Below are 19,332 nucleotides of genomic sequence, written 5' to 3'. Positions count from 1 at the left end.
GATCGTTCCCGGCGGCGTCGTCGGGTGGCAACCGGTGTCAGCTCGTGCCTGCCGTCCGCCGGCCGAGCAGCCAGGTCGCCGCTGCCAGCGCCACGACCGCGGCGAACACGAGCGGCAGGTTCGCCCCGCCCGCAGCGGAGGCGCCCGCGACCGCGTAGGCGACGGCCGGGGCCGCCGCCCCGACGGCGGCCCACGCAGCCACGCGCGGCACGGACAGCGCGCGGGTGGTGCCGGCGACGATCGCGGTCGTCTCGGCGAGCAGCGGCAGCGGCCGGGTCACGACGATGGCGAGCGGCCCCCACCGGCCGAGCAGCGCCGCCGCGCGATCCTGCTCGGCCACGGGTGCGACGCGGGCGACGAGCGGCGCACCGCCCCGCCCGAGCAGGTACCCGACCACGGTCGCGCCCACGGCCCCGGCGAGCGACAGGAGCGACCCGGCGACCGCGCCGAACAGGGTCCCGTGCAGCACCATGACCACGCTCGACGGCACGGGCAGCACCACGTCGACCACGAGCAACGTGACGCCCAGCGCGGCGGCGACCGCGAGGGGCACCCGGCCCATGGCAGGCGTCGGGTCCGTGAGCAGCGCGAACCCGGCGGCCTCGACGGCCACGAACATGGCGGTCAGCGCGACGAGCAGCCCGACCGTGAGCAGCACGTAGTGGCGGACGCTCACAGCGAGTACGCCAGCAGCCCGAGGTTGGCGCTCCCGACGGCCACGAAGTCCCCGTACACGGCCGGGCCGAGGGTGAAGCTGTTCGGCACCTGCGGTCCGAAGCCGGGCGCCTGCCACACGGGCATCCCGGTCGCGGAGTCGAACGCGTACGTCGCCGGGCGGGACGTCGACATGAGCACGACGTCGTTGACGAGCACGGGCGAGCTGAAGCCGGCCTCGCCCTGCGTCGTGTAGAGCGGCGGCGACGGGACGACGTACCGGCTCACCCGGTCGGGTCCGACGCGCGTGAGCCACGCGTCCGTGAGGTCGGTCCAGTCGAGCGCCCGCAGGAACCCGGTGGTCGCGGAGTCGATGCCGGGGTGCTTGCCGCCGAACTCGAACCCGCCGACGCCGACGAACAGCCGACCGAGCCCGGCGTGCACCACCGGGCACGAGAACGTGCCGTAGAAGTTCTCCGTCGACACCTGCCCGTTCTCGACCTCGCGCGGGTCGACCCACCGCAGCCGTCGTCCGCGGTCCCCCGGGAAGCCCCCGTTGCCGCCCGCGCGGGGCAGCAGCTGGCGGCGGGCGAGCGGTTCGAGGGTCGCGGCGTCGAGCAGGAAGAACGAGCCGTTCTTGCTGCCCAGCGCCACGATCCGGCGGCCGCCCGCGGTGTAGATCAAGGGGCTGGCCGCCACGTCGCAGTCGCTGTCGTCGGGCCGGTAGTTGTCCGCGTTCGACGGCTGGAAGAACCGCGGGGAGCCGCCCGTGCGGGCGTCGAGCGACAGCACGCCGAGCGAGTACTTCGGCTGCGGCAGCGCGTGCTGCGGGAGAACGTTGCCCGTGCCGACGACGACCCGGTCGGTCACGGCGTCGTACGCGACGGACGACCAGGGGGAGCCGCCGCGCACGGGTGGGTCGTCGGCGGCGACGAACTGCGGGGGCAGCGGCATCCCGACCACGGACCGGGGCACGACGTTCGGCACGTTGTCGGTGACGCCCGGGAAGAGCGTGGTGCAGAACAGCCAGACGACGTCCCCGGTGGCGGCGTCGAGGCAGTAGAAGAACCCGAACGTGTTGCTCTCGCTCTCACCCCAGCCCACGTACACGCGCCCGTTCACGACGAGCGGCGAGCACCAGCCCTCAGCGTTGACCTGGTGCGTGACGGGCTGCTGGTGGGCGGGGTCGGCATGCCGCATGTCGGTGACCCACACCGGCGCGAGCGTCTGCGCGTCGAGGCAGTAGAGCTTGCCGTCCTGCCCCGAGAAGTAGACGCGCCCGTCGACGACCGACGGTGTGCACGCGATCCCTGCGAGGCCCTGGCGCGAACCGCCGAGGGGCGGGGTGTTGAACGTGAACTGCGTGCGGGTACGGCCGGTGAGCAGGTCGATCGCGTAGAGCGTGCCGCCGCGGCCGGCGAGCGCCCGGCGCGAGTTGCCCACGCCGACGTAGATCGTGTTGTCGACGATCGCCGGGACCGACACGACCGGCCCGTCGAGCGGGAGCCGGTACCTGGGGCGCAGGCGGCCGACGGTCGTGAGGTCGATGTGGCTGTCCGAGACGACGCCGGAGTGCTCGACGTCGCGGTGGTACATCCACCAGCTCGCGCTCGCCGGGACACCGGGCAGGGCACGGGTCAGGCGGGCGACGGTCTCGGCGCTGCCGGCGAGCAGCCGCTGCTCGGGCGTCCGGTCGCGGGTCGTGTCGCGCACCGTCGTGAGCAGCTCCTGCTCGGTGATGCCGCCGGGCAGGGGAGCCGGTGCGATGCCGCCGCCCTCGCCGCGCGGCACCTCGGCGAACAGCCGCCCCTCGGGGTCGGTCGCGACGAGGTCGGCGGCGACGGCCTCGCGCAGCGACGGCACGGTGTCGAGCGCACCGTCGTCGACCACGGGCCCGCCCGCGGCGGCGCCCTCGACGAGCTGCTGCGCGACGGGGTCGAGGGGCAGGCCGAACGCCTCGTACGTGCCCGGCTCGGTGACGACCGCCCACGCATGACCGAGCCCGGGCACGGCACCCGACGCCTCGACGAGGGTCGCGCCGCCGCCCGGCAGCCGGCGCAGCACCCGCACGGACGCGGGGTCGATCCCCTCGAGGTCCTCGTCGGTGATCGGCACCTTGAGCATCACGGGCGCGAACCGCACGAGCCCCGCGACCTCGACGGCAGGCCCGACCCGGCCGAACGGCACGGCGTCGCGGTCCGCCCGGCGGGTCGCGGTGAGCGTCCCGTCCGGGTCCCAGCCGCTCGCGCCGGGGAGCAGCTGGGGGGTGACGTCCTGGTCAGCCGGGGCGCTCATCGTCGGTCCCTCTCCTCGATCCGCAGTCGCCATACACCACCGCTCGACGCGACGGCCTCCACGCCGCCCGCCGGGCCCATCTCGAACCGCCCGAAGTCGACGACGTACGGGGTGCCGTCGACCGGGGAGAACGCCACGTCGATCGGCCGCAGCAGCGGGCCGGTGACGAGCGGGGTCATCGCCCATGTCCGGGTGTCGACGCTCGTCACGGACCGCCCGACGCGTGGCCCTTCGGGGGCGGTCATGGGCCGCTCGTCGCCGAACAGCGTGACCAGCACGGTGCCCTGCCACCGCGGGTCGCCCACCGGTCCGACTGCGAGCTTGGTCGCCGCGGTGTGGGGCGGGAACCGGACGAGGCCGCGCTCGGGCGGCGGCAGGGCCGTGTGGTCGGCGAGCACGAACGTCGGCTTCTCGCCGCGGACCGGGGTGAGCGACGGGTCGGTCACGGGCACGCCGTCGACGTAGTCGGGCCACCCGTACCAGGCGCCGGGTCGGATCTCGAACAGCACGTCGGGGGCGTCGCCGATCGGCCGGCTGCCGCGGTCGTCGGCGCCCTGGTCGACGGCGAGCAGCCGCCCGTCGGGCAGGAACGCGAGCCCGTACGGGTTGCGCGTGCCCCACGCGACGAGCTCGAGCCCGCTGCCGTCGCGCCGGCAGCGCAGGACGGCGGCGGTGCACGGCACCCGGCCGCGCAGCACCGAGCCGGGCGGGAGCCGCGTGCCGAAGGGGGCGAACGCCCCGGTCGTGGCGGTCGCGCCGGGTGCGCCGAGCGGGTCGGGGGTCTCGACGGCGACGTCGTCGAGCACCACGTCGTACCCGGGCACGTCGGCGGGGTGGTCGTGGTTGCGCAGCCAGCCGAGGTCGATCCCGTCGAGCCCGACGACCGCGCTGTTCGTCATGGCCCCCTGGCCGAGGTACAGCCACCCGTCGGGCCCGACCGCGACCATGTTGGTGTGGTAGTTCCCGCCGGCCGGCAGCCCGTCGACCACGGTGGTCACCTCGCCGTCGAGCGTCAGCCGCAGCACCGCGCCCGGCACCGAGACGAGCAGCGTCCCCTCGTCGGACGTCAGCCCGTTCACGGGCGCGGGCAGCCCGTCCACGACGAGCCTGCGCCGGTCGTCGTCGAGGCGCCCGGCCCACACCCGTCCGCCGGGTGCCGCGCCGCCGAACGGCAGCCCAGACTCCGCCACGAACGCGACGCCGTCGTCGTCGAACGCGAGGCTCGTCGGGAACGTGAGCCGCGACCACACCGGCTCGGGCACGACCGTCATGACGCGTCCTCCCGCAGGGCGGCGGCGACCTCGTCGTCCGTCATGCTCAGCAGCCCGACCGCGAGCTCGGCCACGCGCGAGACGCGCACCGGGTCGCCCTCCTCGACGATCACGGCGGCGAGGCTCGCGGCCGTCGGCGCCTCGAAGAAGCGGTGCAGCGGCAGGTCGACGTCGAGGAGCTGGCGCAGCCGGGACACGATCTGCGTGGCGAGCAGCGAGTGGCCGCCGAGCTCGAAGAAGTTGTCGTCGACCCCGGCGTCAGGGGCGTCGAGCACGTCGACCCACACGGCCAGCACGAGCCGCTCGACGGGCGTGCGCGGCTGGACGCCGGTTCCCGCGGCTGCGTCCGGTGCGGGCAGCGCGCGTCGGTCGAGCTTTCCGCTCGACGTGTGCGGCAGCGCGTCGAGGAACGTCACGCGCGTCGGGATCGCGGGCTCGGGGACCCGCTGGGCGAGGTGGCGCCGCACGTCGAGCAGGGTCGGCCGCGGCCCGTCGCCCGTCACGAGGTAGGCGATGAGCCCGCCGTCCCCGGCCGCGACCGCGACGTCGAGCACTCCCGGCAGGTCCGCGAGGGCCGCCTCGACGTCGCCCGGTTCCAGGCGGACGCCACGCACCTTGAGCTGGTCGTCCAGCCGCCCGAGGAACTCGAGCTCGCCGGTCGGCAGCCAACGCGCGCGGTCACCCGTCCGGTAGACGCGCTCGCCCGCGTGCGTGACGAAGCGCGCGGCCGTCAACGCGTCGTCCCCGAGGTACCCGGCGGCCAGCCCGGCTCCGCCGACGCACAGCTCGCCGGGCACCCCGACCCCGGTCGGCGCGCCGTGCCGGTCGAGCACGTGGCAGCGGACGTTCGCGATCGGCCGGCCGAGCGGCACCACCGGCTCGCCCGCGCGGCACACCCGCCACGTCGCGTCCCACACCTCCGACGTGCCGTAGCAGTTGTGCAGCTCGCGGCCGGGCATCGCGGCGTGGAACCGGTCGGCGAGCTCGGCGGCGAGCGGCTCGCCGCTCACCACCCACATCCGCAGGTGCGGGAGCCGGTCGGCGAGCTCGGGGTGGGTCGTCAGCAGCGTGCGCAGGAACGACGGGACGAGCCACAGCCGCGTCACCCGGTGACGTTCGAGCACGTCGACGAGGCGGTCGGTGTCGGCCTGGACGTCGGGCCCGACGACGACGGTCGGCACGCCCTGCAGCAGCGCGCCCCAGATCTCCCACAGCGAGTCGACGAACCCGGTCGGGGTGCGCAGCGCCGCGACCTCGTCGGGTCCGAACGGATACGTGCGCCACATCCAGTGCAGCCGGTTGAGCACCTGCCGGTGCGTGCCTGCGACGCCCTTGGGCCGGCCTGTCGAGCCGGACGTGAACAGCACGTACCCGACGTCGGCCGGGGCAGCGGCGGCGGCCGCCCACGGCGTCACCTCGCCGCCGGCGTCGGTCAGCACGTCGACGTCCGTGCCGGGCCCGCCGACGACGAGCGCCGCCCGGGCCGTCTCGACCATGAGCGCGCGCCGGTCGGCGGGAGAGGCGGGATCGAGCGGCAGGTACGTCGCGCCGAGCAGCTGCAGCGCGACGGCCGTCGCGACGAGCTCGGGCGAACGGTCCAGCAGCACGCCGACGACGGTCCCGTGCCCGACGCCCGCGGCCGCGAGCCGCCCGGCGACCAGCCGCGCCCGCTGGTCGAGGTCGGTGTACGTCCACCGGGTCCCGTCGGCGGCGACGACGGCGGTCGCGCCCGGCGTCGCGGTGACCTGCCGCGCGAACAGCGCCGCGAGGCCGTCCTCCGGCACGTCCGCGTCGGTCGCGTTCCACGCGGCGACCATCGCGTGCTCGGCGTCGGTCGTGAGGTCGATCCGCGACAGCGGTGCATCCGGGGTCGTGGTCGCCCCGTCGAGGAGCACGGTGAACCGCTCGACGAGCCGCTCCATCGTCTCGCGGTCGAACAGCGCCGTGTCGTACTCGAGCGTGCCCTGCGCCCCGATCCCGTCGGCCGTGTCGTCGCGCAGCGTCGCCGACCACACCATGTCGAAGCTCGCCGTCCCGCGCTCGGCCTCGACGGTCCTCGCCGCCAGCCCGGACGTCGTCCCCGCCGGCGCGGTGACCAGCTGGAACGCCACCTGGCACAGCGGGTTACGGCTGAGGTCGCGGGGCGGCGCGAGCACCTCGACGAGCTTCTCGAACGGCACCTCCTGGTGGTCGAGAGCGTCGAGCGTGACCTCCCGAACGGTGCGCAGCGCGTCGCGGAACGTCGGGTCGCCGTCGAGCCGGACCCGCAGCGGCAGCGTGTTGACGAAGAACCCGATGAGCGGTTCGAGCTCGACCCGGGTGCGGCCGGCGACGTACGAGCCGACCACGAGGTCGTCCTGACCGGTCCACCGCGCGAGCAGCGCCGCGAACACCGTGAGCAGGCCCATGAACGGCGTCGCGCCGGTGTCCCCGACGAGGTCGCGCAGCCGGTCGACGGACGCCGCGGGCAGCGTGAACGTGAGCGTCGCACCCGTGAACGTCTGCAGCGCGGGCCGCGGCCGGTCGGTGGGCGGCTCGAGGACGGGCGCGCCGTCCAGCCGGGCGCGCCAGGCGGTCAGCGACCGGTCGAGCGACGCGCCGTCGAGCTGCGCGCGCTGCCACACGGCGTAGTCCGGGTACTGCAGCGTCAGCTCAGGCAACGGCGACCGCCGTCCGGCGGCGAACGCGGTGTAGAGCGTCGCGAGCTCGGAGAAGAACGTCCGTATCGACCACCCGTCGGCCACGATGTGGTGCACGGTGAGCACGAGCACGCTGCGGGCCGCCCCACGGCCCTCCCCCTCGCGGAGCAGCGTCGCCCGCACGAGCGGCCCGGTGGCCAGGTCGAACGGCCGCCGCGCCTCCTGCGTGACGGTCCGCGTCACGGCCGCCTGCACCTCGGCGGGCGACCCGGACAGCGGCACGACGACGAGCGGCACGTGCAGGTGCTCGGCGACGACCTGCTCGGCGGACCCGTCGACCGGCCGGATCGTGGTCCGCAGCGACTCGTGCCGCCGCACCACCTCGTCGAGCGCGCGCTGCAGCACGTCCGCGTCGACCGGGAAGTCGAGGCGCAATGCCACGTCGATGTTCGCGAACGCGCTGCCCGGCACGAGCTGGTCGAGGAACCACAGCCGCTGCTGCTGCGACGACAGCGGCACGACCGCGCCCGGAGCGCGGCGGGGGATCTCGACGCGGGCCTTGACCGCGCCGTTGATCCGGCGGGCCAGCAGCGCCTCGCGCTCCGCCTTGATGCGGGCCGCTGCCGGGCTGTCCACGCGCTCGGTCGTCATGCCGGCTCCTCGTCGTCGAGCGACCTGCCGGCCGGGCCGTCCTCGGCGGCGAGCCGGAGCACCTCGTCGTCCGACAGCCCGGTGATCTCGGCCCGCAGCGCGTCCTCGACGTCCGCCGCGAACGCCCCGAGCGTGCGGTCCTCGAACAGGGTCTGCACGGGCAGCTCGACGTCGAACTGGCTGCGCACCCGGGCGACGACCTGCGTGGCGAGCAGCGAGTGGCCGCCGACCTGGAAGAAGTCGTCGCCGAGGCCGATGCCGTCGACGCCCAGCACCTGCGACCAGATGTCGGCGACGGCGACCTCCAGGGTCGTCGACGGCGCGAGGTACGCGGTGCCGACGTCGGGCCTGCCCGAGTCGGGGCGGGGGAGCGAACGGCGGTCGACCTTGCCGCTGGGCCGCCGGGGGACCGCGTCGAGCAGCAGGATCGCGCTGGGCAGCATCGACTCGGGCAGCCGGTCCTCGAGCAACGACCGCAGCTGCGGCACGAGCCGCTGCCGCAGGCTGCCGCGCAGGGGGTCGTTGACGAGCTCCTGCCAGGTCAGGCCGCCGTCCACCGCGCCTGCGAGCGGCCAGGTCGGGGGCGGGTCCACGCCGACGGCGACGTCGAGGGCGAGCCCGGTGACGTCGAGCTGCACGTCGGCGCCGAGGCGCCAGACGTCCTCGGGCTCCACCCCGTGCTCCGCTCCGGAGTAGCCGGCGAGCAGGTCCGCGACCGTCGCGTCGTCGGGCTGGTCGGCGACGCGACCGTGCGGACCGTCGAGCCGGGCGTTCGGCAGGCCGGTGACGAGGGCCGGACCGGTCGCGTCCCGCACGTCGGACAGGTCACGTCCGGGGGCGGTCGGCAGTCCGTCCGGCGACGGCGCCGCAGCGCGGCCCAGCACCACGTCGTACCGGAACCGCGACAGCTCGTTGTCGTACGTGCCGCGCTTCGGGCGGACGGCGAGCGACCGCAGCGCGGGCGTCCGGTCGACCAGCAGCCGGAACAGCGCGGGGTGCACGACGAGCTCCTGCTCGGACTCGCGACGGCGGCGCACGCGGTCGCGCAGGCTCGTCAGGGGCAGCGCACCGGCGGCCCGCCCGAGCTCGACGTCGGTCGCGAGCGCGTCCAGGGCCGGCAGGCTGCGCACGTCGCCCACGAACACGGACCCGTCGGCCCGCAGCGCCCCGACGGCGAGGCGCAGCACGTCGACCAGGTAGTCCGCGTCGGGGAAGTACTGCACGACGGAGTTGAGGACGACGACGTCGAACGCCTCCGGCTCGTAGGGCGCGGAGTCGTGCGCGGCGCACACCCGGGTCTCGACGCCGTGCAGCCCTGCGCGGGCGACGTGCGCGCGCAGCAGGTCGACGGCGGTCGACGACAGGTCCGTCGCGACGTAGCGCTCGCAGTGCGGCGCGACCCGGGACACGAGCAGCCCCGACCCGGCGCCGATCTCGAGGACGTGCCGCGGGTGCAGGTCGAGGATCCGTTGCGCGGTCGTGTCGGCCCACGCGCGCATCTCGTCGGCCGGCAGCGGCGCGCCCGTGTAGGTGCTGTCCCAGCCGGCGATGTCGAACCACTCCCCGACCGGAGCTGCCGCGTCGCGGGCGTACGCGGTGTCGTACAGCGCGCGCCAGTGCTCGACCTGCGCGGCGGCCTGGTCGGACGAGCGCTCCGCCTCGGGCACCACGTAGGCGACGAGCCGGCTGCTCCCTCGGTCGTCCTCCTGGTCGACGACCACCGCGTCCCGCACGCCGTCGTGCGACGTCAGCACCGCCTCGATCTCGCCGAGCTCGATGCGCACGCCGCGCACCTTGACCTGGGTGTCGACGCGCCCGACGAAGTCGAGCTGCCCGTCCGCCCGCCGCCGCACCAGGTCACCGGTGCGGTACAGGCGGCCGTCGAACCCGTCGACGAACCGTTCCGCGGTGAGGTCCGGCCGCCCCACGTACCCGCGCGCCAGCCCGATCCCGCCGAGCCACAGCTCGCCGACGACCCCGACCGGGACCTGCTGCTGCGCGGCGTCGAGCACGTGGCACCGGACGTTCGCGATCGGCCGGCCGATGGGCGGCCGACCCGTGCCCGGCGCGCACTCCGCGGCGGTCGCCCAGATCGTCGTCTCGGTCGGCCCGTACAGGTTGAGCATCCGCCGCCCGCCCGTCGCCCACCGGTCCACGAGGTGCGCGGGGCACGCCTCGCCCGCGACGGTGACGACCCGGAGCGCGGGCACGTCGTCGGGGTCGAGGGTCGCGAGCACGGACGGCGTGAGCGTGACGACGCTGACGTCGTGCCGCTGCAGGAACCGGGTGAGCGCGGGCCCGGGGTCGAGGGCCTCGCGCGGGCCGAGGCACAGCGCGGCGCCGGTGCACAGGCCCATCACGGTCTCGAACGTCGCGGCGTCGAAGCTCAGCGACGCGAACTGCAGCACGCGGTCGCCCGGCCCGACGCCGATCAGCCGTTGCTGCTCCTGGACGAGGTTGGTCAGTCCGCGGCGCGTGACCTCGACACCCTTGGGCCGGCCCGTCGAGCCCGACGTGTAGATGACGTACGCAAGGTGGTCGGCCGTCGCGGTGCGCGCCGGCGGCGTGTCGGGGTGGCCCGTGACGTCGAGGGCGTCGAGGTCGAGCGTCGGGACGGACGTCGCCGTCGGCAGGGTCCGGTGCAGGTGCGTCTCGGTGAGCACGAGGGAGGGGCGCGCGTCGGCGAGGATGTCGCGCAGCCGCGCCGGCGGGTAGGTCGGGTCGAGCGGCAGGTAGGCGCCGCCGGCCTTGAGGACCGCGAACAGGGCGACGGGCAGGTGCGCGGTGCGCTCGGCGCACACCGCGACCAGGGTGTCCGGGCCGACACCGAGCGCGCGGAGGTGGTGCGCGAGCCGGTTCGACTCCGTCTCGACCCACCCGTACGTCCACGTGCCCTCGTCGGTGACGAGCGCGGTCGCGTCGGGCGCCGCGGCGGCGTGCGCGCTGAGCAGTGCACCCACCGGCATCGTCGGCACCGGCACCGCGGTGTCGTTCCAGGACGCGAGGGCGTCACGCTCGCCGTCCGACAGCAGGTCCAGGGTGCTCAACGGACGGTCGGGGTGGGTCGTCGCGGCCGTGAGCACGGTCGACAGGTGCAGGATCAGGCGGTCGATCGTGGCGTGGTCGAACAGGTCGGTGTTGAACTCGATGCGCCCGGCGACGGTGTCGTCGTCGTCCCAGGTCGTCACCACGAGGTCGAACACGGCCGTGCCGCGCTCGACCTGCAACGTGTCCGCCGCGGTCCCCCCGGGCGTCGTCCCGCCGTGGGTCGCCGGGTCGGAGAACAGCTGGAACGCGAGGGACGCGAGCGGGTTGCGGGACAGGTCGCGTGGCGGGGCGAGGGTCTCGACGAGCTTCTCGAACGGGACGTCCTGGTGGGCGTACGCGTCGAGCGCGGTGCGGCGGGTGCGGGCGAGGGCCTCGGTGAACGTCGGGTCGCCGGACAGGTCGAGGCGCAGCACGAGGGTGTTGACGAAGAACCCGATGAGCGGTTCGAGCTCCACGCGCGTGCGTCCGGCGATGGGTGCGCCGACCACGACGTCGTCCGCACCGGTGTAGCGGGCGAGCAGCGCACCGAACACCGTGAGCAGACCCATGAACGGCGTCGCCCCCGCGGCAGTCGCGAGGGACCGCAGGGCCGCGACCGCCGGGGCGGGCAGCGAGAACGGGGTCGTCGCGCCCGCGAACGTCTGGACGGGCGGGCGGGGCCGGTCGGCGGGGAGGTCGGTCACGGGCAGGTCGGCGAGCTGCTGCGTCCAGTAGCCGAGGTGCTCGTCGAGCCGCTCGCCCGTGAGGTGCTCGCGCTGCCACAGGGCGTAGTCGGGGTACTGGATCGCGAGGTCGGGCAGGTGCGCGTCCTGCCCGCGGGCGTGCGCCGAGTACAGGGCAGCGATCTCGGAGAACAGCACGCGCGTCGACCACCCGTCGGCCACGATGTGGTGCACCGCGACCGCGAGCACCCACCGGGACGACGCGAGCCGCACGAGGGTCACCCGGAGCAGCGGCCCGGTGCGCAGGTCGAACGGCGTGCGGGCCTGGTCCGTCGCGACGCGCACCGCCGCAGCCTGCGGGTCGGGCTCGTCGGCGACGTCGACCACCACGACCGGCACGGGCACGTGCGCCGACACCACCTGGACCGGCTGGTCGCCGCGGGTCTCGAACGTCGTCCGCAGCGCCTCGTGCCGCGCGACGAGGTCGTCGACCGCCCGCTGCATCAGCCCCGGGTCCACCGCGAAGTCCAGCCGCAGCGCCACGTCGATCGTGTAGAACACGTTGCCCGGGTGCAACTGGTCGAGGAACCACAGCCGCGCCTGCGGGAACGACAGCGGGAACTCCCGGCGCCCGCCCGTGCGTGTCCGCAGCAGCGCGGCGAGCGCCCGCCGCCTCTCGTCGTCGGGCCGTACCCCGGCCTCCGCCTCGCGCACGTCCGTCACGTGGGCTCCCCCCTGCTCAGCTCGCGCAGCGCATCCTCGACCTCGTCGTCCGTGAGCGTGTCGATCCGGTCGAGCAGGTCGGCGGCCGCGTCGGGGTCGCTGCGCCGGGTGATCCGTGCGTCGCCGCCCCCCGCGTCGCGCAGCGCGTCGACCCGGCGGGCCAGCGCCGCGACCGTCGGCGACTCGAAGAGCTGCACGAGCGGCAGGTCGACGCCGAGGTCGTACTGCAGCCGGGCGACCACCTGGGTCGCGAGCAGCGAGTGGCCGCCGAGGTCGAAGAAGTTGTCGTCCACGCCGATCACGGGCCGGTGCAGCACGTCCTGCCAGATGCCGAGCACGCGCTCCTCGGTGGGCGTGCTCGGGCCGGCCGACGACGGCCGTGCCGCGCCGTCCGGGTCGGGCAGCGCGCGGCGGTCCAGCTTGCCGGAGCGCGTCAGCGGGAGCGAGGGGACGCCGACGACGGCGGTCGGCAGGAACGCGTCGGGCAGCCTGACGGCGAGCCTCGAGCGCAGGTCCGAGGCGCTCGGCAGCTCGTCGCCGGACCGGAGCACGAGGTACGCGACGAGCGTCGTCTGCCCGTCGGCCCCCGGCCGCGCGTCGACCGCGCACGCCTCGGCGACCCCGAGGTCGTCGATCGCGGCCACCACCTCGCCGAGCTCGATCCGCACGCCCCGGACCTTGACCTGCTCGTCGGCCCGCCCCAGGTACTCGAGCACACCGGCGGCCGTCCACCGCGCGCGGTCCCCGGTGAGGTACACGCGCCCGTCGGGCGCCCCGCCCAGCGGGTGCTCGACGAACCGCTCGGCGGTGAGGTCCGGCCGCCCGACGTACCCGCGCGCCAGGCACACGCCCGCGAGCGCGAGCTGCCCCGGCACGCCGACCGGAGTCTCCTCCAGGTGCTCGTCGAGCACGTGGCACCGCACGTTCGCGATCGGCCGACCCAGCGGGACCACGTGCGTGTCCTGCCGCGTGACCCGCCACGCGGTGACGTCGATCGACGCCTCGGTGGGGCCGTAGAGGTTGTCGAGCTCGACGTCGAGGGTCGCGAGCAGCCGCTGCGCGAGGCCCGCGCCCAGCGCCTCGCCGCTGCACACGACCCGGCGCAGGCTGCGCGCCGACGCGACGTCGCGGTGCTCCAGGAAGCGCTGCAGGACGGACGGCACGAAGTGCACGGTCGTGACGCCCGTGCGCCGCACCAGGTCGACGAGGTACGCGGGGTCGGCGCCCCGGCCGGGTGCGGCGAGCACCATGGCGGCCCCGGCGGCGGTGGGCCAGACGAGCTCCCACACCGAGACGTCGAAGCCGATGGACGTCTTGTGCAGCACGCGGTCGGCGGGCGTGAGGCGGTAGGCGTCCTGCATCCACGCGATCCGGTTGGTGAGGCCCCGGCGGGGGATCTCGACGCCCTTCGGCCGGCCCGTCGAGCCGGACGTGTAGATCACGTAGGCGAGGTCGTCATCGGTCGCGGTCTGCTCCGGCGGGGTGTCCGGGTGGGTGTCGAGGTCGATCGTCGCGAGGTCGAGGGTCGGGACGTCGGTGGGCGGCACGGCCGGTGCGTCGGCCAGGACGAGCGCCGGGCGGGCGTCGTCGAGGATGTCGCGGAGCCGGTCGGGCGGGTAGGTCGGGTCCAGCGGGAGGTACGCGCCGCCGGCCTTGAGGATCGCGAGGACCGCCGCCGGCAGGTGCGGGCTCCGCTCGGCGCACACCCCGACGAGCGTGCCCGGGCCGACGCCGAGGCCGCGCAGGTGGTGGGCGAGCCGGTTGGTCCGCTCCTCGAGCCGGCGGTACGTCCACGTCTCGCCGTCGGTGACCAGCGCCGTCGCGTCCGGGGTCGTCGCCGCGTGCGCGGAGAGCAGAGCCTCGACCGGGGTCGTCGGCAGCGCGGTCGCCGTGTCGTTCCAGGCGCGCAGCTGCACCCGCTCGGCGGCCGTGCGCAGGTCGAGCCGGCTCAGCGGGCGGTCGGGGTGGGTCGTCGCCTCGGTGAGCAGGGTCGACAGGTGCGCGATGAGCCGGTCGACCGTCGCGGCGTCGAACAGGTCGGTGTTGAACTCGATCCGCCCGGAGATCGTGCCGTCGTCGTCCCACGTCGTCACGACGAGGTCGAACACCGCGGTCCCGCGCTCGACCTGCAGCGTGTCCGGCGTCGGTCCGCCCGCGGGGGCCGCGTGCTGCTGGTGCGGGTCGCTGAACAGGTGGAACGCGACGCTGGCCAGCGGGTTGCGGGACAGGTCACGCGGCGGCTTGAGGGTCTCGACGAGCTTCTCGAACGGGACGTCCTGGTGGGCGTACGCGTCGAGCGCGGTCCGCCGGGTGCGGGCCAGCGCCTCCGAGAACGTCGGGTCGCCGGACAGGTCGAGGCGCAGCACGAGCGTGTTGACGAAGAACCCGATGAGCGGCTCGAGCTCCACACGCGTCCGGCCCGCGATGGGCGCGCCGATCACCACGTCGTCCGTGCCCGCATACCTCCCCAGCAGCGCCCCGAACACCGTGAGCAGACCCATGAACGGCGTCGCACCCGCCGCCGTCGTGAGGGACCGCAGGGCCGCGACCGCCGGTGCGGGCAGCGTGAACGTCGTCGTCGCGCCCGTGAACGTCTGGACGGGCGGGCGCGGCCGGTCAGTCGGCAGGTCCAGCACCGGAAGGGCGGCGAGCTGCTGCGTCCAATAGTCGAGCTGACCGTCGAGGTGCGTGCCCAGCCGGTCCCGCTGCCACACGGCGTAGTCGGGGTACTGCACGGTCAGGTCGACGAGCGCGGGCTCCTGACGTCGTGCGTGCGCCGAGTACAGCGCGGCGATCTCCGCGAACAGCACGCGCATCGACCACCCGTCGGCCACGATGTGGTGCACCGCGACCGCGAGCACCCACCGGGCCGGTGCGAGCCGCACGAGCGTGACCCGCATCAACGGCCCGGTCCGCAGGTCGAACGGCGTCCTGGCCTGCGCCGTCGCGACCCCGACCGCGGCGGCCTGCGGGTCGGGCGCGTCGCCCACGTCGACCAGCGCGACCCGGACCGGCAGGGCTGCGTGCACCACCTGCACCGGCTCGTCCTGCCGCGTCTCGAACGTCGTCCGCAGCGCCTCGTGCCGCGCGACCACCTCGTCGACGCACCGCTGCAGGAGCACCGGGTCGACGGAGAAGTCGAGCCGCAGCGCGACGTCGATCGTGTAGAACACGTTGCCCGGGTGCAGCCGGTCCAGGAACCACAGCCGCGCCTGCGCGAACGAGAGCGGGAACACCCGCCGCCCGTCCGTCCGCACGGGGATCGCGTCGGACCGGACGTCCAGGCCCTCGGTGGTCAGGCGTCGGCGCAGCAGCGCCTCACGTTCCCGACTCAGGCCCGTCGGAAGGCCCATCGGATGTGACGGCGGCATGGTCCCCCCGGCGACACTGCGATTCCCGGATCACTCCAGGACGGATGTCGGTCCCCAGCCGGCGATCTCGCCCGGCGGCTCTTCGTCGGTCGCGCCGGTCGCCTCGACGCTCCCGGCGGCGTTCCCGTTGACGGCGTTCCCGTGCACGGGGGTGCCGGCCGTGGCCGTCGTGGACCAGCCGGCCCCCCAGCCCGCTGCGCCCCCGTCGGCGGGGTGCGGCTGCCCGGCGGCGTGCGTCGGGTCACCGTCGGTCGACACCCACGCGACCCACGCGGCGGCGTGCAGCGCGTCCGCCAGCGCGGCGACGTCCTCGGGTGCTGCTCCGTCCCGTGGCCACGCGTCGCCGACGGCCCTCAGGAACCGGGTGAAGGCGTCCTGCACGCCGGCGCGCGCCGAGTCGGACCCGACGGTGCGCGCGAGCAGGTCCCGGTACTCGTCGAACGCGGCCGGTGCCCGAGCGGGGTCCTGCTGCGCGACCTCACCCAGGCGTGCGTACGCGTCGGCGACCCGCTTCGTCGCGGCGTCGTCCCCGACCGCGCCCGCGGTGCGCTCCGTGAAGGCCGCGTAGGCGACCTCGACCTGGTCCCGGAGCGTCATCGTGCCTGCCGTCGGTCGGGCGGGCCCAGCGCAAGGAAGGTCGCCGCACCCGCGCCGGCGAGGGTCCTGCCGATCACGTCGAGGCTGACCGCGTCGAGCTCCGCGGGCCGCAGCTGCGCCCACTGCTGCTTGACGGCGCCGGCGTACTCCAGGAACGCGGCGTTGGCGGCGTGCTGGAAGCTCGCGTGGTCGGCCACGCCCACGTCGTCGCCCGGCGGGTGCGCGGTCGCCCACGCCTCGTGGAACGCGGTGACGAGCCGCTCGGTGGCGTCGACGAACGGCTGGGCCGTGGCGGGCAGGCCTGGCGGCGAGCCCGACGGCTGAGCCGGAGGGCCGCCCGGCGGCGTCGTCCCGTCGGGCGCACCCGCCGTGGGCACGTCGCCGCCCGGTGCGTCGGCCGCGTGCGGCACGCCCGGCGCCTGCGCGATGACCGTTCGGATCGCCGCGAGCAGCCGCGTCCCGTCGGGGCTGCCCAGCCCGGTGCAGGCGTCCCACCCGGGTCCTGCGGCGTAGGCGCCGTTGTTGCCGTGCACGATGTCACGCAGCACCGGGAAGTGCAGGAACCGGTACAGCAGCGGATTGAGGAAGCCGAGCGGCGTCTGCAGCGCCTGGTTCAGCCGCGCGACCAGGGAGGACCACAGCGGTGCCGTGAGGCTCGTCCCGCCGATGACCGCGAGGTGCTGACCGTCGAGCGTCGCGATCGCGACGCCCGTCTCGGGGTCCGCCAGGCCGGACACGTCGGGCACCCCACGGCCCACGTGCCGGTCGGGGTTCGCCGACGGCGGCACGCCCGCGTGCTGCTGGTAGCGCGGCACGGGGAAGATCCGGCTCACGCCGCCGCCCGTCGCGCTGCCCGGCCCGTTGTTCCAGGTCAGCTCGAACAGCGGGACGCCCTGGGGCGCGACGATCCGGGTGCCGCCGCACGCCAGCACGTACGGGCTCGACGCGGGGAAGTCGGCGTGCGCGCGGCCGTCGTTCGCCTGGTCCCGCGAACCGTCGTCGCCCGACGCGCAGCAGATCGTGATGCCCTTGGCGGCCGCGGCCCGGAAGGCCTCGTTGACCTTGAGGATCGCGGCGGCCGTCCACGCGCTGCGCGGGTCGTCCTCCGGGTTGCCGTAGCTCACCGAGATGACGCTCGGCCGGTGCGTGGTGTCCGTGATGATCGCGTTGACCGCGTCGACCCAGCCGCGCTCGGTGAACTCGGTGAAGTACATGACGATGTCGGCGCCGGGCGCGCACGAGCCGACGACCTGCAGGTCGAGCATGATCTCGCCGCTCGAGTCGAACGGGTCGCTGCCGTCGTCGGTGCCCGGGTCGTTGCCGGGGCCGTGGACCACCACGTCGGTGATCGTCGGCACCGGGATCTGCAGCACCTGCTGGAAGTAGGTCCGCACCGCGTCGATCGAGTAGCCGCCGTGGCTCTGCGCATCGTTGAAGGCGAGGATCGCGATGCTCTGCCCCGTCCCGTCCGTGCCGGCGGGGTAGCGGTAGATGTCGGCGACCTGCGGCGGCAGGAACGTGTTGGGCGGCAGCCCGGACGCCCGGACGGTGCTCAGCCCGAGTCCGGTCGGCAGCAGGTTCGACCGCCGCAGCCGGGGCTTGCCCACCTGCCGGTCGTCGAGGCCGAACACCGACTCGACGACGTCGCCGAGCTCGGCGGGGATCGTCACCGGCCCCTCGCGTCCGCGGAACGTCTGCCCCTCGCTGCGGTACCGGGCGAGCTTGACGCCGAACGCGTCCTGGACGGCCTTGCTCGGGCCGCGGAGCCGGACGCTGCGCGTGTCCGGGCTCGACTCGACGATCTCGAGCTTGTGCGCCTTCGCGAACTCCTCGACGCGCGCGATGTCGGCGGGGTCCGCGCCGTACCGTCGGGCGAACTCCTCGTCGTCGACCGCGCGGCCCGTGAGCCCGGGCAGCGCGCCGAGGTCCTCCGGGTCGGGGAGGTCGGGCTGGTCGGTGCGCCGTCTGACGTAGACGGTGACGCCGACCATCTCGTCGGCGGGGATCGCCTCGACCTTCTCGGCGTCCACCGGGAGGGTGCGTTCGGTGAGCGGGATCGCGACTCGTCTGGTCGTCGCCATGACGGTTGGCCCCCTTCGGCCAGCGCTGCGGGTATCGCTGCAATGCCCGATTTCTCCCGATGCTGCTCCTGTCGGGGGGCCGTGTCCAGGGTCCTGACCTGTGCGGTCCGCCGTCGTGCCCGACCCGCCCGCGGCCGCGGCGGCGGCCGTGCGCGCGGGACGCGGACGCTGCCCGCTCGACGCGCGGCCTCGCGGATCGCTGCCTACGCTCGGACCTTCCGACGACCCGAACGGCTCCCGGGAGGTCCCATGAAGGGCAAGGTCGCGTTCGCCATCGGCGCAGGTGTCGGCTACGTGCTGGGCACCCGTGCCGGTCGCGGACAGTTCGAGAAGATCAAGGGCTGGGCCAACGACGCCTGGCACGACCCGCGCGTGCAGGGGTACGTGCAGGAGGCCGAGACGCAGGCGGCGCAGTTCGCGAAGCAGCAGGGCGCGGCGCTCAAGGACAAGGCCGTCGAGGTCGCGAAGTCGGCGGTGTCCGGCAAGACGGCGGACGGCAAGTGGTCGTCGACGCCGGAAGCCGACGACCCCGCTGTCGACGTGCAGGCCGGCGAGCCCGTCGTCGACGGCTGGGACCGCGAGCGCCCCTGAGACCCGCTAGGGCCTCGGCCCGTCGGCGCGTGCCGTCGACGGGCCGAGCAGCGCGGCGAGCACCGCGCGGGCCGTCGCGTACGGGACGACCGCCGCGGCGACGACCACGCCGTCCTCGTCGGACCCCAGCGGCTCGAGCGTGGCGAGCTGCGACGCCAGCAGCGTCGCGGGCATGAAGTGCCCGCGCCTGGAGGCCATGCGCCGTGCGAGCTCGTCGCCGGGGACGTCGACGTGCACCATGCGCACCCGGCCCTCGGCCTCGCGCAGCACGTCGCGGTAGGACCGCCGCAGCGCCGAGCACGCGACCACCGCCGACCGGCCGGCGCGGGCGTGCTCGGTCATCGCGTCGCGCACGAGCCGCAGCCACGGGCCGCGGTCGTCGTCGGTCAGCGGGACCCCCGCGTGCATCTTCTCGACGTTCGCGGGCGGGTGCAGGTCGTCGCCCTCGACGAACGGGCGACCGAGCCGCTCCGCGACCATGGTGCCGATCGTCGACTTCCCGGTCCCCGACACCCCCATCACGACCAGGTGCTCGACGCTCGCCGCCTCGGCGCCGACCGTGGGGTCGATGTCCTCGTGCACCCTGCTCGCTCCGCCCGACGTCGGTGTCCCGGCGCCCTGGTCGTCCGGCCGGACGGCCCACTCTGCCACGGAGGCCTACAGCCGGCGGCGACGCTGCCGATGGGTCGGGAGGACGTCGTGCGAAGGAGCGCGGCCGGAGCCGCCACGCAACGGCGCGGGGCGGGCGA

10 protein-coding genes are annotated in these 19,332 nt (G+C 75.1%); 1 reads left to right on the top strand and 9 read right to left on the bottom strand.

Annotation, left to right across the window (positions count from 1 at the left end):
• Nucleotides 1–37: 37 nt before the first annotated feature.
• The 8 genes from J7523_RS03155 to J7523_RS03120 are packed head-to-tail and all read right to left on the bottom strand — an operon-like array spanning nucleotide 38 to nucleotide 17,992.
• Nucleotides 38–676 carry a VTT domain-containing protein gene (locus tag J7523_RS03155; RefSeq protein ID WP_291882131.1) on the bottom strand — a complete coding sequence of 213 codons (639 nt, stop codon included), beginning with the start codon at nucleotides 674–676 and terminating at the stop codon, nucleotides 38–40.
• Entirely contained in the window at nucleotides 673–2,949 is a 2,277-nt protein-coding gene (locus J7523_RS03150; RefSeq protein ID WP_291882127.1) for a PQQ-binding-like beta-propeller repeat protein, read from the bottom strand. Before J7523_RS03150 ends, J7523_RS03155 begins: the two co-directional genes overlap by 4 nt.
• Nucleotides 2,946–4,220: a PQQ-dependent sugar dehydrogenase gene (locus J7523_RS03145; protein ID WP_291882125.1), complete on the bottom strand. Its 1,275-nt coding sequence runs from the start codon at nucleotides 4,218–4,220 to the stop codon at nucleotides 2,946–2,948. Before J7523_RS03145 ends, J7523_RS03150 begins: the two co-directional genes overlap by 4 nt.
• Nucleotides 4,217–7,510, bottom strand: a complete 3,294-nt coding sequence (locus J7523_RS03140; protein WP_291882123.1) for an amino acid adenylation domain-containing protein — start codon at nucleotides 7,508–7,510, stop codon at nucleotides 4,217–4,219. The genes J7523_RS03145 and J7523_RS03140 overlap by 4 nt, the downstream gene beginning before the upstream one ends.
• Nucleotides 7,507–11,943 carry an amino acid adenylation domain-containing protein gene (locus J7523_RS03135; RefSeq protein WP_291882120.1) on the bottom strand — a complete coding sequence of 1,479 codons (4,437 nt, stop codon included), beginning with the start codon at nucleotides 11,941–11,943 and terminating at the stop codon, nucleotides 7,507–7,509. Before J7523_RS03135 ends, J7523_RS03140 begins: the two co-directional genes overlap by 4 nt.
• Complete coding sequence (locus tag J7523_RS03130; protein ID WP_291882117.1) at nucleotides 11,940–15,296, bottom strand: amino acid adenylation domain-containing protein; 3,357 nt, start codon at nucleotides 15,294–15,296, stop codon at nucleotides 11,940–11,942. The genes J7523_RS03135 and J7523_RS03130 overlap by 4 nt, the downstream gene beginning before the upstream one ends.
• Nucleotides 15,297–15,344: 48 nt before the next feature.
• A complete protein-coding gene (locus tag J7523_RS03125; protein ID WP_291882113.1) occupies nucleotides 15,345–15,911 on the bottom strand; it encodes a hypothetical protein in 567 nt (188 codons plus the stop codon).
• Complete coding sequence (locus tag J7523_RS03120) at nucleotides 15,908–17,992, bottom strand: S53 family peptidase (protein ID WP_291882110.1); 2,085 nt, start codon at nucleotides 17,990–17,992, stop codon at nucleotides 15,908–15,910. The genes J7523_RS03125 and J7523_RS03120 overlap by 4 nt, the downstream gene beginning before the upstream one ends.
• A gap of 249 nt (nucleotides 17,993–18,241) precedes the next feature.
• On the opposite strand from J7523_RS03120, the gene J7523_RS03115 reads away from it, so the two are divergent.
• Nucleotides 18,242–18,583, top strand: coding sequence for a YtxH domain-containing protein (locus tag J7523_RS03115; RefSeq protein ID WP_291882107.1), 342 nt, complete (start codon nucleotides 18,242–18,244; stop codon nucleotides 18,581–18,583).
• A 6-nt stretch (nucleotides 18,584–18,589) separates the two neighbouring features.
• On the opposite strand, the gene J7523_RS03110 is transcribed toward J7523_RS03115, so the two are convergent.
• Nucleotides 18,590–19,165, bottom strand: a complete 576-nt coding sequence (locus J7523_RS03110) for a gluconokinase (RefSeq protein ID WP_363266398.1) — start codon at nucleotides 19,163–19,165, stop codon at nucleotides 18,590–18,592.
• Nucleotides 19,166–19,332 lie beyond the last annotated feature (167 nt).

Origin of the sequence: Cellulomonas sp., from assembly GCF_017744555.1 — a bacterium.
Taxonomy (GTDB): Bacteria; Actinomycetota; Actinomycetes; order Actinomycetales; family Cellulomonadaceae; genus Cellulomonas.
This window is presented reverse-complemented; position numbering and strand designations above follow the sequence as displayed.